The 12,697-nt window shown below is 63.2% G+C and carries 11 protein-coding genes; 2 read left to right on the top strand and 9 right to left on the bottom strand.

Translation table 11 applies throughout. The annotated features are described in order from the left end of the window. Window positions 1-49: 49 nt before the first annotated feature. Window positions 50-1,729: an energy-dependent translational throttle protein EttA gene (gene ettA / locus DWV48_RS02680; protein WP_118653203.1), complete on the bottom strand. Its 1,680-nt coding sequence runs from the start codon at window positions 1,727-1,729 to the stop codon at window positions 50-52. Window positions 1,730-1,886: 157 nt separating this feature from the next. After that, window positions 1,887-3,191, bottom strand: coding sequence for an O-acetylhomoserine aminocarboxypropyltransferase/cysteine synthase family protein (locus DWV48_RS02675; RefSeq protein WP_118653201.1), 1,305 nt, complete (start codon window positions 3,189-3,191; stop codon window positions 1,887-1,889). Between the two features lie 420 nt (window positions 3,192-3,611). On the opposite strand from DWV48_RS02675, the gene DWV48_RS02670 reads away from it, so the two are divergent. After that, window positions 3,612-4,430: a ThiF family adenylyltransferase gene (locus DWV48_RS02670; protein ID WP_118653199.1), complete on the top strand. Its 819-nt coding sequence runs from the start codon at window positions 3,612-3,614 to the stop codon at window positions 4,428-4,430. A 146-nt stretch (window positions 4,431-4,576) separates the two neighbouring features. Continuing rightward, entirely contained in the window at window positions 4,577-5,314 is a 738-nt protein-coding gene (locus DWV48_RS02665; protein ID WP_233546080.1) for a TatD family hydrolase, read from the top strand. Window positions 5,315-6,015: 701 nt separating this feature from the next. On the opposite strand, the gene DWV48_RS02660 is transcribed toward DWV48_RS02665, so the two are convergent. The 7 genes from DWV48_RS02660 to DWV48_RS02630 form a co-directional block, all read right to left on the bottom strand. Beyond that, window positions 6,016-7,077, bottom strand: coding sequence for an SIS domain-containing protein (locus DWV48_RS02660; protein ID WP_118653195.1), 1,062 nt, complete (start codon window positions 7,075-7,077; stop codon window positions 6,016-6,018). Between the two features lie 215 nt (window positions 7,078-7,292). Beyond that, on the bottom strand, window positions 7,293-8,105 hold the full coding sequence (locus DWV48_RS02655; protein WP_118653193.1) for a GntR family transcriptional regulator: 813 nt from the start codon (window positions 8,103-8,105) through the stop codon (window positions 7,293-7,295). Further along, window positions 8,090-8,860: a GntR family transcriptional regulator gene (locus tag DWV48_RS02650; protein ID WP_233546074.1), complete on the bottom strand. Its 771-nt coding sequence runs from the start codon at window positions 8,858-8,860 to the stop codon at window positions 8,090-8,092. The genes DWV48_RS02655 and DWV48_RS02650 overlap by 16 nt, the downstream gene beginning before the upstream one ends. A gap of 50 nt (window positions 8,861-8,910) precedes the next feature. Continuing rightward, the gene (locus DWV48_RS02645; protein WP_118653189.1) at window positions 8,911-9,588 is read right to left on the bottom strand and encodes an HAD family phosphatase; all 678 of its coding nucleotides are present in this window, start codon (window positions 9,586-9,588) and stop codon (window positions 8,911-8,913) included. Window positions 9,589-9,716: 128 nt separating this feature from the next. After that, window positions 9,717-10,838, bottom strand: coding sequence for an SIS domain-containing protein (locus tag DWV48_RS02640; protein ID WP_118653187.1), 1,122 nt, complete (start codon window positions 10,836-10,838; stop codon window positions 9,717-9,719). A 167-nt stretch (window positions 10,839-11,005) separates the two neighbouring features. Then, window positions 11,006-11,857, bottom strand: coding sequence for a PTS system mannose/fructose/sorbose family transporter subunit IID (locus tag DWV48_RS02635; RefSeq protein WP_118653185.1), 852 nt, complete (start codon window positions 11,855-11,857; stop codon window positions 11,006-11,008). Then, window positions 11,841-12,626 (bottom strand): PTS sugar transporter subunit IIC, encoded by a 786-nt coding sequence (locus tag DWV48_RS02630; RefSeq protein ID WP_118653183.1) that lies wholly within the window; start codon window positions 12,624-12,626, stop codon window positions 11,841-11,843. The genes DWV48_RS02635 and DWV48_RS02630 overlap by 17 nt, the downstream gene beginning before the upstream one ends. Window positions 12,627-12,697 lie beyond the last annotated feature (71 nt).

Below are 12,697 nucleotides of genomic sequence, written 5' to 3'. Positions count from 1 at the left end.
GTGCCAAAAGGGGTACGCCCCCTTTTGGCACGCGGCGATGCAAGTCAGTTTAGTCGCGCGTGAGCTTGCGGTGGACGCGGTGCGGCTTGGCGGCGTCCTCGCCCAGGCGGGCGACGCGGTTCTCCTGATACTGCTCGAAGTTGCCCTCGAACCAATACCAGTTGCCCGGGTTCTCGTCGGTGCCCTCCCACGCGAGGATGTGGGTGGCCACGCGGTCGAGGAACATACGGTCGTGGGAAATGACCACGGAGCAGCCGGGGAACTCCAGCAGCGCCGACTCGAGCGCGGAGAGGGTCTCCACGTCGAGGTCGTTGGTGGGCTCGTCGAGAAGCAGCAGGTTGCCGCCCTGCTTGAGGGTGAGCGCGAGGTTCAGGCGGTTGCGCTCGCCGCCGGAAAGCACACCGGCGCGCTTCTGCTGATCTTGGCCCTTGAAGCCGAAGCTCGCCACATAGGCGCGGCTCGGGACCTCGTTCTCGGCCACCTGCATGATGTCCAGACCGTCGGACACGACCTCCCACAGGGTCTTATCGGGGTCGATGCCACCGCGCATCTGGTCGACGTAGGAGATCTTGACGGTCTCGCCGATCTCGAGGCTGCCGCTCGTGAGCGGCTCCAGGCCCACGATGGTCTTGAACAGCGTGGTCTTGCCGACGCCGTTGGGGCCGATCACGCCCACGATGCCGTTGCGCGGCAGGGTGAAGGAAAGATCGTCGATGAGGACGCGGCCGTCGAATTCCTTATGCAGGTGCTCGGCCACCAGGACCTTGGAGCCCAGGCGCGGGCCCACGGGGATGCGAATGTCGGTGTAGTCGACCTTCTGGCTGGCGCGGGCTTCGGCCTCCATCTCCTCGTAGCGAGCCAGACGCGCCTTGTTCTTTGCCTGACGGGCCTTCGGGGACGAGCGGACCCAGTCGAGCTCTGCCGCGATGCGCTTGGCGAGGCGCTCCTCGCGCTGGCCCTGCGCCGCGGCGCGAGCTGCCTTGGTCTCCAGGTAGGTGGAGTAGTTGCCCTTGTAGGGGTAGAGGTGCCCGCGGTCGACCTCGCAGATCCACTCGGCCACGTGGTCGAGGAAGTAGCGGTCATGCGTGACGGCGAGCACGGCGCCGGGGTAGTTCTTGAGGAAGTGCTCGAGCCACAGGATGGACTCGGCGTCGAGGTGGTTGGTGGGCTCGTCGAGCAGCAGCAGGTCGGGTGCCTCGAGCAGGAGCTTGCACAGGGCCACGCGGCGACGCTCGCCACCGGAGAGGATGTTCACCGGCATGTCGGAATCGGGCAGCTGCAGCGCGTCCATGGCCTGGCCGAGCTTGGAGTCGATGTCCCAGCCGTCCGCGGCGTCGATCTCGTCCTGCAGGCGGCCCATCTCGGCCATCAGGGCGTCCATATCGCAATCCGGGTCGCACATCTCGACCGAGATCTGGTTGAAGCGCTCGACCTTGGCGACCATGTCGGCGAAGGCGAGGCGGACGTTCTCGATCACGGTCTTGTCCTCGTCCAGCGGGGGCTCCTGCTGGAGGATGCCCACGGTGTAACCGGGCGTGAGCTTGGCGTCGCCGTTGGAAACTTCCTCGATGCCCGCCATGATCTTGAGCAACGTGGACTTGCCCATGCCGTTGGGACCCACGACGCCGATCTTGGCGCCCGGATAGAAGGACAGGGTCACATCGTCGAGGATGACCTTGTCGCCATGCGCCTTGCGCGCCTGATACATCTGGTAGATGAACTCTGCCATGGACGGCTCCGTTTCCAAGGGTTTACGCGGTCTAACGTTCCCCATTGTCGCATGAAACCGAGAACTGCAGGAATTCTCGACGAATTGCGCAGCCAATCCACCCCGACACATTACCTCGATTTAGGGGCAGGCAGTTAATTGAGGTGTTAGCACACGCCTACAGTGCAGTAAAGGCTTGATCCAAGTCCCAGATGATGTCTTCGATGTCCTCCGTACCGATGGAAAGGCGAATGGTCGCGGGCGTGATGCCCTGGTCGGCGAGCTCCGCCTCGGTGAGCTGAGAGTGCGTGGTGGTGGCAGGGTGAATGACCAGGCTCTTCACGTCGGCGACATTGGCCAGCAGGCTGAACACCTGCAGATGGTCAATGAACTTCCACGCGGCGTCTTGGCCGCCCTTGATCTCGAAGGTGAAGATCGATGCGCCCCCGCGCGGGAAATAGCGCTTGTAGAGCTCGTGGTCAGAGTGATCGGGCAGGCTCGGGTGATTCACCTTGGCCACGTACGGGCTGGAGGCGAGGTATTCAACCACGCGCTTCGTGTTCTCAACGTGACGGTCGAGGCGCAACGAAAGTGTCTCGACACCCTGCAGCAGAATCCACGCGTTGAAGGGTGAGATGCAGGGGCCCTCATCGCGCAGGAGGACGGCGCGCACGTACGTGGCGAAGGCCGCGGCGCCAGCCGCGTCGGTGAATGCAACGCCGTGATAGCTCGGGTTGGCGGCGGCAATCTGCGGGAACTTACCGCCCACGGTCCAGTCGAAAGACCCGCCGTCGACGATGATGCCACCCAGGCTCGTCCCGTGACCGCCCAGGAACTTAGTCGCCGAATGCACCACGATATCGGCGCCGTGCTCGAGCGGACGGATGAGATAAGGCGTGCCGAACGTGTTGTCCACCACCACGGGCAACCCATGGGCATGGGCAAGCGCGGAGACGGCATCGATGTCGGGGATATCAGAGTTGGGGTTGCCAAGGGTCTCGAGATAGACGAGCGTAGTCTCAGGACGGATCGCCGCCTCGACCTCGGCCAGATCGTGGATATTCACGAACGTGGTCTCGACCCCAAAATCGGCGAGGGTGTGGGCCAACAGGTTGTATGTGCCGCCGTAGATGGTCTTCTGGGCAACCACGTGAGCCCCGGCGCGAGCAAGCGCTTGGACGGTGAGGGTGATCGCTGCCGCGCCCGACGCAACCGCAAGCGCCGCCACTCCACCTTCGAGTGCGGCGATGCGATCCTCCAGTACACCCTGGGTGGAGTTGGTCAGGCGCCCGTAGATGTTGCCGGCGTCGGCCAGCCCAAAGCGATCGGCGGCATGCTGGGAATTGCGGAACACGTAACTCGTCGTTTGATAAATTGGGACGGCGCGGGCGTCGGTCGCGGGGTCGGGACTCTCCTGTCCGACATGCAATTGCAGGGTGTCGAAGCCAAACTCGTGGTCGGGGTTCTTAGTAAAACGACTCATAACGTGCTCCTTGGGTTCTCGGCGAAAAACTACTCCTCGCAATCCCACTCACAGGTGCGACATTGCTTCCCGTTTTTTCCTATCTAATGGATGGGTTGCTGAATGCATCCTAGTGAGGTGCAGGACGGCCGTCAACCTGACCAAGCGTTCGTTTCGGTCGCATTTCCGTTTCGCTTCACCATGGTTTCAAGCTGTGGTCGTTCAAGCGCATGGGCCTCGAACGGCAGGTTGCGTGCGTCGCCGCATCAAAGAGCAACGGCGGCCTTGGAGCCGCAGCCCGCACGCGCTCCGGCGCCTCGCTGCGTGCGAGCGCCTCATATACGACCCACCATCTCCTCGCTTCGACATTGCACCAAGCCGTGCGCGTCACGCTACAATATGAGGTCACCACGCATGCCTGCAATCTCCCAAGGAGCCCCGATGGAAACCATGAAGGACCGCCTGCGTATCATACTCGGCGATGAACGCCTCGCTCGCCTTGAAGGCGCCTGCGTCCTCGTGTTCGGCTGCGGTGGCGTTGGGTCGAGCTGCGTTGAGGCGCTCGCGCGCGGAGGTGTGGGTACCCTCCTCATCGTCGACAAGGATGTGGTCGCGCCCTCCAACATCAACCGTCAGGCCATTGCCTTCGAGAGTACGGTTGGTCAGCGCAAGGTCGACGTCATGGCCGCCATGATCGCAGATATCAGCCCGTCCTGCCGCGTCTTTGCCCATGACGCTTTCGTCCTTGCGGAGAACCTCGAAGACCTCTACGACATCTGCCTTACAGAGGCAGATGGGCATATTGACTACGTGGTCGATGCCATCGACACGGTGTCCACCAAGCTCGCCCTCGCCGCTCTCGCGCAAACGCGAGGCTTTGAACTCATCAGCTCCATGGGGGGCGCCAAGAAGATTCACCCCGAATGCCTGCGCATCGCCGACGTGCACAAGACGGTCAACTGCTCGCTGGCGCGCATCATGCGCAAGGAGTGCCGCAAGCGCGGCATCCGCCACCTGCGCGTGCTCTATTCCTGCGAAGAGCCGGTGCGCATCGCCGCCGCGCCCGGCGCCGCGCGCTCGGAGCGCACCGACTTGGGCACCGCGAGCTTCATGCCGCCCATCATGGGCCAAATGATTGCCGGCGAGGTCCTACGACATATTTCGGGTCTTGGCGCGGGCGACGACGTCTCCGCCGCGCTCGCCATGCATGACGCTGCGCAAAAGGGCCGACTTGCTGGCAAACGGGGCGGCCGCGCATGAGTGCGCGCGTACCGACTGAGTGTACACCGTGCTCGAAAAGGGTAGAAATGTCGAAAACTGAGCCCGATTCGGAGCGTTTTTTCGATAAAACTACCCTTCACGCAAGCTCGAACGGCCGTGAACATCGCCCTTGGAACCTCGTGGACATGCACTGCCACTTGGACCGCATGGCAAACGGCGCCGAGGTGGCATCCGAGCTCGAAAGCATGGGCATCGCCGCGTTCTGCACGACCGTAACGCCCGCAGATGCGCTCGCCGCCCGAGAACAGTTCGCGCCGCGCCACAATATCCGCGTTGGCGCAGGTCTGCACCCCTGGTGGGTCGACGAAGACCCCTTGATGGTCGAGCAGGCCGCAACTCTTGCCGCGGGCGATACATTCATCGGAGAGATCGGCCTTGACTTCTCCCCTTCCCATATAGGCACGCGCGCAGCCCAGCTCGCCGCCTTCGAACGCATCCTAGATGCATGCGGCGAAAGCCCGCTTGCAGGGCGCGTCGTGTCCATTCATGCCGTACGAGCGGCCTCCGAAGCCCTCGACGTCCTTGAACGTCACAACTTTCCCCGCCTTGCCACCTGCATCTTCCATTGGTTCTCGGGAACCTCTGAGGACTTCATGCGCCTCCGCAAGCTCGGTTGCCACATCTCCGTCAACGAACGCATGCTCGCCACCAAGCGCGGACGGGAATACGCCCGGCAGATGCCCCTCGGTCGACTGCACCTGGAGACGGATGCCCCGGCGCAGCCTGGATCCCCCTACTCCGCCGAGGAGCTCGAGTCCTCGCTGAACCGTACGCTTAACGCCCTCGCGCGCATTCGAGGCATCGAGCAGGGCGAACTCGCCGCGTACATGGCACAAACGAGCGCGGCGATTCTCGGAAAATAACGCCACCAAGATTTGACGCACGGCACTCGTTTGCCCGCGCATACTCGCGTAAGCGATCCAAATGACGTCAACGGGATCTGGCTCTCGGTGCTTGCCATACTTCGACGCGCAAAGCGAGGGAGCATTCGACAAGTTCGATATCGAGCAGGAGCTGAGCCATGTGATTTTGCGATTGTGGTCAAAATACCCAAATAGTGCGCAAATCAGAATGAATCTCTAGCATGCATAACGACCCTCGTTCGCAATTCCTGCGGTTTTTCCGAGCGAACCGAACAATACCGCCGTCGCCACCCGCTATGCCAGCGATCTGATTTTTATGACCTGCGCTTTTGATAATCCGTCCGCACGGCGCGGGCGCAATATTTAGGTATTTTGACCAATTGCGGAAACCCACACGATGGCCAGCCGCGGAGCACTCTTTTTCTATGCGATAATATCGCGATAATTGCTTGTTTTATACATATCGAAACGACGAGAGGCTGCCAGCCCTCCAACCCTCCGTATGCGACGCATTTCCGCGCACGCTCTCATTCAACAAGCACACCGAGCAGATAGCGAAAATGGGGCACCCGCATCATGGCGGGCACCCCAGAATTGACCATATGACAGCCGCATTTCCCAATCTGCTGAGAGCCGGACTCGCAGCAGATGAACCCGCGGCAGCTAAGACATGAGCAACCAGGTCCTTGGCAACTGATCTCTTAGTAGTCGAACTGGTGATAGTAACGACGGTACTTGAGGTTATGCTTGGTAACCAGCTCGTAGTTGCGGGCGAGGCGGTCGGTGGTGAGCACGGAGAGGATCCAGGGGGACACGATGACGCGGAAGTCGTCGTCCAGGCCGGGAATCGCGTACTCGGCGGTGTCGATGATGACGTAATCCTCGTCACCGGTCACGCCGCTGGTGAGGAAGGCGCGGACGCGCTCGTCGAGGGCGCGGCACTCGTCCTCGCCCATGAACAGGAACACGGGTACGCCGGGCTCGAGGAGCTCGAGGGTGCCATGGAAGAAGTCATGCGAGGTGATGTGGCGGATGCGCTTCCACTGCATCTCCTCGAGCAGGCACATGGAGTAGAGGATGGTCTCGCCCCACAGCGCGCCGGAGCCGATGAACATGGTGTAGTCGGCCAGGGCGTACTTGCGGGCGAGCTCCTCGGCGCGGGGCTCGAAGCGCTTGCGGATGTCGAGCATGTCCTTCCAGATGTCCTTGGTCTGCTCGATGAACAGGTCGAACTTGGGGAAGCAGCCGCGACGGTTGAGGAGGCGCAGGCCGAAGCAGTCGGCGAGGTAGTAACCCTTCTCGCAGCCGCCGGCACCGTGGTCGGAGGCCATCATGACGCAGTTCTCGGCACCCACGGCCTGGCCGATCTTGCCCTCGGGGTTGGTCATGGCGTAGACGCGAACGCCCATCTCCTTCATCTTGCCGATGGCCTCGAGGACCTCGGGGGTAGTACCGGACTCGGAGGCGGTCAGCACGATGGAGCGCTCGGTCATGCGCTTGTGGCCCATGACGTTCCACTCGGCGGCGTGGATGAGGTAGACCTCGAGGTCCTTGTCGCCGAACTTGTTCATGAGGTACTCGAGCTGCATGAACTCGTCCCAGGTGCCACCGACGCCCATGAGGAACACGGCGTCGTAGCCCTCCTCGTGCACGCGGTCGGCCAGGGCGGTCATCTTCTTGCCGGCCTCGTAGACGTTCCTGCCGTCCTCGAGGTAGCCCTCCTGGTCGAAGTGCATGATCTCGATCTTCTCGGTCTCCTTCATTGCTGGCTCCCTTCGCCGCCGTGGCCTCTCATATCCAAGTTGAGAGTTTTTAATACCACTTGTTGAGTACATCTTAACGCTTTTTCATACCATTTTGGTGATGCCAGAAGGTTTCCCGCGAACGGTCACATCTTCTCCGTAAGCGGTTATTTCCCCTGAATCAGACAACGACGAACAGGTTGCGTGAGCACCTGTCCGCCGTCATTCGATGTATATTAGTACTGATAGGTGTATCCACCCTGGTTTGCAGGCGTCAATGAATAGGCGTGCTCGATGGGCCTGCCATCGGCGTCGAAACTGACGCACTCGAGGGATAGGGCGAGGCTCCCCGGCTCAACCTGGAGCAGCCCTGCATCACGCGCGGACAACGCAACGACGTCGAGCTTCTCCTGTGCAAGGGCAACGGGCCTACCGCACATTTCATACGTCTCATAAAGGCTGAACACCGATACATCGACATCTTCAATGCCCGGAAACAGCTTGACGGGGACGAGCGTCTGCTCGAGCGACACGGGCGTTCCGTCAGTGCTGTTGAGACGGCGGATGGAGTAGAGTTCATCGCCCTCATCGATATCGAAGAGATGGGCGTATAGCGGCCCGGCGGCACGCAGCGATTTGGAGAGCTGACGCACCGAGGCGACCTCGCGGGCCGCCCCCGCAGCGGACCTAAATCCGCTCACCCGCGAGCCGGAGTCCGCGCCGCCCTGGGCAACGAATGCCCCCTTACCCTGCACGCGGCGGATGAGCCCCCGCTCAACGAGACCGTCGATGGCATTGCGCACGGTCAGGCGCGTGGTCGAGAACGCAGCGGCGAGCTCGTGCTCCGAGGGGATGGCCGACCCCGGCGCATAGGCCCCCTCGGCGATGCGGTGCTCGATGGCATGGCGAATCTGCACGTATCGGGGTTCGCCGGCATGACGCGAAACACATGGAGCCCCGAGGGCGGTCACCTCCAGGTCATGGCGGCGGAAGTCTCGTACGCCGGCTTCGTCTCGCACCACCGCGTTGTGACCTACCACGTGAGCCATGTGCTCGACACCCCCTCGGGAACCTCGCCGTTCTTGCAGCCGTTGCTCGCAAACCGATACCTGCTCGGTACGTAGACGGCCTTCAGATACTCCATGGGCACGCCGGCGGCAGTTCGCTCGAGCGCCTGCACGAAAAAGACCGGCTCACCTTCGTCGATCAGCAGGCTCTCCGCCTCCTGGGAAGTCGCGCGGGCGATGGAGACGCGCTCCGTACCGTGCCCGACGCGGATCCCGTGCTCATGGGCCAGCACGTCGTAGAGGCTTTCGCGCGAGAAGTCGTGCCCCTCGATACCGGGGCACAGCGCGTAGTTGATATAAGAGGTCTCCACGGCGACGGGAACGTCGTCGGCGAAGCGGACGCGGCGGACCTCGAACACGCGCGAACCGACGGCAAGATCGAACTTGGCCGCAAGCACCTCATCGGCATCCACAACGCGGGCGTCGAGAAGGCGGGCGCCGGGCTCACGACCCACGCGGCGGACGGCATCGGAAAAGTTCCGGGTTTCCTGGAAGATGTTGATGGGCTTAGGCGGCAACACGTACGTGCCCGACCCCTGCCTGCTCTCGAGCACGTGCATCGAGATGAGTTGGGTGATTGCCGCACGAAGCGCCGTGCGCGAGACACCGAGGCGCTCGGAAAGCACACGCTCAGAGGGCAACTTGTCCCCTCCGGTCAGGCCGGCGTTGTGGATATACCACCGGATGCCCTCCTGGGCTCGGTCTTTGGGCGGGATGCCCATAGGCTCATCTGCCACGCCGTCACTTCCTCTCAAACACGACCACGCGCGCGGGGCAACCGCAGCCTCTATCGACCGAGCGGCATAACGACCTCGAGCAGGTCGGGAATCGAATCGATAGTATAGTCGGCCGCCTCCTGGGAGAAGCCGAAGCGGTCCTCGCGCTTGGCGACCACGGTGAGGCCGGCCGCCTTGCCCGCGGTGATGCCGGGGACGGAATCCTCCACGCAACAGCACTCGTCCGCAATGAGGCCAAGGCTCTCGAGCGTGTGCAGGTAGATCTCGGGATTGGGCTTGCTTTGGTGGAACTGTTCGCCACTCGTGACCAGCTCGAACGCATCGGCGAGGCCACATGCGGCGAGGACCTCGCGGATGTTGCCCATGGGCGAGGATGAGGCGAGCGCGACGCGGACGCCGCGGCGCTTGAGCTCGTCGACGGTCTCGACCACCCCGGGGTTGAGCAGGGACGCGAAATCCGGATAATGCGCGGATTCCCAGGCGTTATAGCGCTCGAGCCCCTCGTCCTCCGTGATCTGCTCGCCGCCCAGCGCGTACCACGCTACCAGGTTGCGCTTGAAGTCCTTGAAGGACGCGCCCACCGCGGAGCACAACGACTCGCGGGGCACATCGATGCCGGCGGCGTCGAACATCCCGGCGAGCGTGTCGAAATAGAACTTCTCGGTATCGACGATCACGCCGTCCATGTCGAAGATGACGGCCTTGAAGGGAAAGGCGGGCTGGGTCATGAGCGGGGTCTCCTGTCCGGTTAGTGAAATCGGCACGCGCCCAAGCATCCTCCCCGCCCGGGGCGCAGGTGGATGCGCGCGTGCCGCTCTGCATGATTGTAGGGGTTATTTCGGCTCTCCGCCGAAAATCAGTCATCGCCGTCGTAGTTCACGAAGTTCTCGGTTTTCGCCGCGGCGATCGCCTTGAACCGCTTGAGCAGGGGATGCTGCTTCGAGCTGCCGAGCGCGCTGCTCGCCAGATGGCTCACCAGCTGCACGAACGGCAGGTAGGCGAAGGAGGCGAGGTCGGCAGCGGGAAGTTCGGGGGCCACAAGGACGTTCGGGTCGCCGGCGAGCTCCGCAGTCGAGGCGGGCTCGGCTGCCTGTGCACTCGTCACCAGGAACGCGGCGTCGCTCACCTCGCGGGCCGCGCGGTAGATCAAGCGGCAGCGCTCACGAGCGGCATCCGGCGCATCGAAGAAGAACATGGTATACGCGGGCGTGATCTGCAGGTTGGGCCCATGGATGAACTCCTCCACCTCGTAGGCGGGGCTCGGGACGTGCACCGTCTCGCCGATTTTGAGCGCCCCCTCGAGGGCGACGCCGCGGGCTCCGTCGGCGGCGATGCTGTAGCTCAGACGCATCGACGTCAGCGCCTTCTCGTGGGCGCGGTAGAACTCGTAGGTCGAGGCGCGCACCGCGTCCAGGACCTCCACCGCCGCCGCGAGGTCGGCCATGCGCTCGGGGCGCCCGCCCAGGCGGGCGGCGAACATCATGAGAAACAGCGCGAGCGTCGTCACGCCCTTCGTCACGTAGCCCACGAGCTCGGTGCCCGCCCCCCAATCGACCATGACGTCGCCATGGTCGCGGGCGTCAGCCCCCACGTTGCCGGTCAGGCACACAGCGCGGGCCCCCTGGGCACGGATGACGTCGAGTGCCTCCAGCGCGTTGGTCGACAGGCCGCTTTGGGTCACGACCGCCACGAGCTCGCCCTCGCGGACCTCGGGCTCGTAATAGGTGAACCGGTGCGGCGTCACGACATCGATCTGGACGCCAGGAAGGCACGACGCCATGAACGGCAGTGCGCACTGGCAGGCGTTGAACGACGAGCCAGATGCCACCAGGCGGATCCTTGCAGGGACGCGGCCGCCGCAGCATGCCACGAGCGGTTCGGTAAGCTCATCGGCGCGGGCGAGGTTCTCGCGCGCCACGCGGGGAGATTCGTCGACGTAGTCCCCCATCGACCATACGCGCTCTTCCAACGTGTCCATATGTCCCCTCCTTGAAATTAGGGAAGCGGGGCGCCGCACGCAGGCGCAACGCCCACGGTGCGACGCCCCGCTCCAAATGTTGATGGGGCGCGGCTCCCCGTCCGTGCGAGCCGCCTTTCCGTCACAACGTGGCACCCCGTTCAGGCGATACCTCGGCCGGTCGCGGCCTACACGCCCAAGATGCCGAAGAACGAGCCGACGAGGCCGACGACCACGAGCGCCACGAGCAGGGTGGTGGTCTTGACGTTCTTCTTGCTCACAAGCCAGTACATCAGCAGCGTGAAGGCGAGCGGGAGCAGGCCGGGCATGATCGTGTTGCAGATGTCGCCCAGCGTGGTCGCGGTCTCGCCGGAGCCGATCACGAGCGGCACGTTGATACCAACGTTCTCGGCGGTCATGCCTCCGATGACCATGAGGCCCAGGACGGAGGCGCCGTAGGTGAGGACCTCCATGAGGCCGCTCTCCTGCACCTTGGCGAGGAAGCCGCTTCCCAGCTTGTAGCCGGCGTGCATGAGGTAGAAGCGCAGGCCCTGAGCGGGGATGTTGAAGAGCAGCAGGAACAGGATGGGTCCCAGGATGTTGCCCTGGGCGGCGAGGCTCACGCCGACGCCGGTGGCGATGATGCGCAGCGTACCCCAGATGAAGGAGTCGCCGATGCCCGCCAAGGGGCCCATGAGGGAGACCTTGACGTTGTTGATGGACTCGGTCTCGAACTCGGGGTCGTTGGCGTTTTGCTCCTCCATGGCGGCGGTGATGCCCAGGATGAGCGTGGACATGTGCGGCGTCGTGTTGAAGAACTCGAGGTGACGCTGCATGGCCTCGGTCTGATCATCCTTGTTGGGATACAACTTCTTGATGATCGGGAGCATCGAGTAGCAGAACGCCATGTTCATCTGCCGCTCGTAGTTCCAGTCCCACTCCATGCCGAGCGAGCGGATGGCGACCCTGTTGAGGTCCTTTTTGGTGAGCTTGCGCTCGTCTGCGGTCTGGACCGCGGCGTCGTTAGAAGTCGTCGTCATCGTCCATACCTCCTTCGGTGGCGAGAGCGGGACGGGCGTTCAGCTTCTGCTGGATCTGGGCGAGCACGACGGCCACGACCGCGCCGAAGATGGCGATGCCGGTGGTCGGGATGCCAAGGTAGGTGGACAGCGCGAAGCCGGCGATGAAGAAGCAGACGACCGTCTTGTTCATGATCATCTTGAGCAGCAGCGCGAAGCCGATGGCGGGCAGCAGGCCCATGGTGATCTGCAGGCCGTTGGAGACCCACTCGGGGATCATGTCGAGCAGCGCCTGGACCGCGGGGCCGCCGGCGTAGAAGCCGATGGCGACGCACAGGCCGATGATGAGGTTGACGCCGAAGAAGCCGCCCAGGAAGTGCATGCGGGCGACGCCGGCCATATCACCCTTGGCGGCGTAGTCGTCGGCCTTGTGGACGAACGGCGGGAGGATGAAGACCATGCCGACGTTCTTCACGATGAGGACGAGAGAGGCCACGGGGATACCGATGGTGAGTGCCGTCTCGAGACCGGAGCCGGTCGAGATGGTGAACGCGGTGCCGAGGACGGTACCGGAGATCATCTCGGGCGGGATGCTCGCACCGATGGAGAACGAACCCATGAAGGCGAGCTCCAGGGTGGCACCGAGCGTGACTCCCGTGGGGATGTCACCCATGATGATGCCGGTGAGCGCTCCCATCACCAGCGGACGGGACAGGCAACTGGTACCGAGCAGGTACTCAGCGTTGCCGAGCATGGCGACGAGGCCCAGCAGGATGGCTTGGACGATCATCTGTGCTCCTTTCTGCATATCTCAAGAGGCGGCCCCTCGCCACCCCTTTGTGCATAAGCAAACCTGGCATT

It is taken from the genome of Collinsella sp. AF08-23, from assembly GCF_003479805.1.
Lineage (GTDB): Bacteria > Actinomycetota > Coriobacteriia > Coriobacteriales > Coriobacteriaceae > Collinsella.
Note: the sequence above shows the minus strand (reverse complement) of the source record. Positions and strands in the feature narration are given on the sequence as shown.

Bases quoted from the DNA above. Each gene is read 5' to 3' on its own strand.
- ettA (WP_118653203.1), bottom strand. From the start codon at position 1,729: ATGGCAGAGTTCATCTACCAGATGTATCAGGCGCGCAAGGCGCATGGC.
- DWV48_RS02675 (WP_118653201.1), bottom strand. From the start codon at position 3,191: ATGAGTCGTTTTACTAAGAACCCCGACCACGAGTTTGGCTTCGACACC.
- DWV48_RS02670 (WP_118653199.1), top strand. From the start codon at position 3,612: ATGGAAACCATGAAGGACCGCCTGCGTATCATACTCGGCGATGAACGC.
- DWV48_RS02665 (WP_233546080.1), top strand. From the start codon at position 4,577: ATGCACTGCCACTTGGACCGCATGGCAAACGGCGCCGAGGTGGCATCC.
- DWV48_RS02660 (WP_118653195.1), bottom strand. From the start codon at position 7,077: ATGAAGGAGACCGAGAAGATCGAGATCATGCACTTCGACCAGGAGGGC.
- DWV48_RS02655 (WP_118653193.1), bottom strand. From the start codon at position 8,105: ATGGCTCACGTGGTAGGTCACAACGCGGTGGTGCGAGACGAAGCCGGC.
- DWV48_RS02645 (WP_118653189.1), bottom strand. From the start codon at position 9,588: ATGACCCAGCCCGCCTTTCCCTTCAAGGCCGTCATCTTCGACATGGAC.
- DWV48_RS02640 (WP_118653187.1), bottom strand. From the start codon at position 10,838: ATGGACACGTTGGAAGAGCGCGTATGGTCGATGGGGGACTACGTCGAC.
- DWV48_RS02635 (WP_118653185.1), bottom strand. From the start codon at position 11,857: ATGACGACGACTTCTAACGACGCCGCGGTCCAGACCGCAGACGAGCGC.
- DWV48_RS02630 (WP_118653183.1), bottom strand. From the start codon at position 12,626: ATGATCGTCCAAGCCATCCTGCTGGGCCTCGTCGCCATGCTCGGCAAC.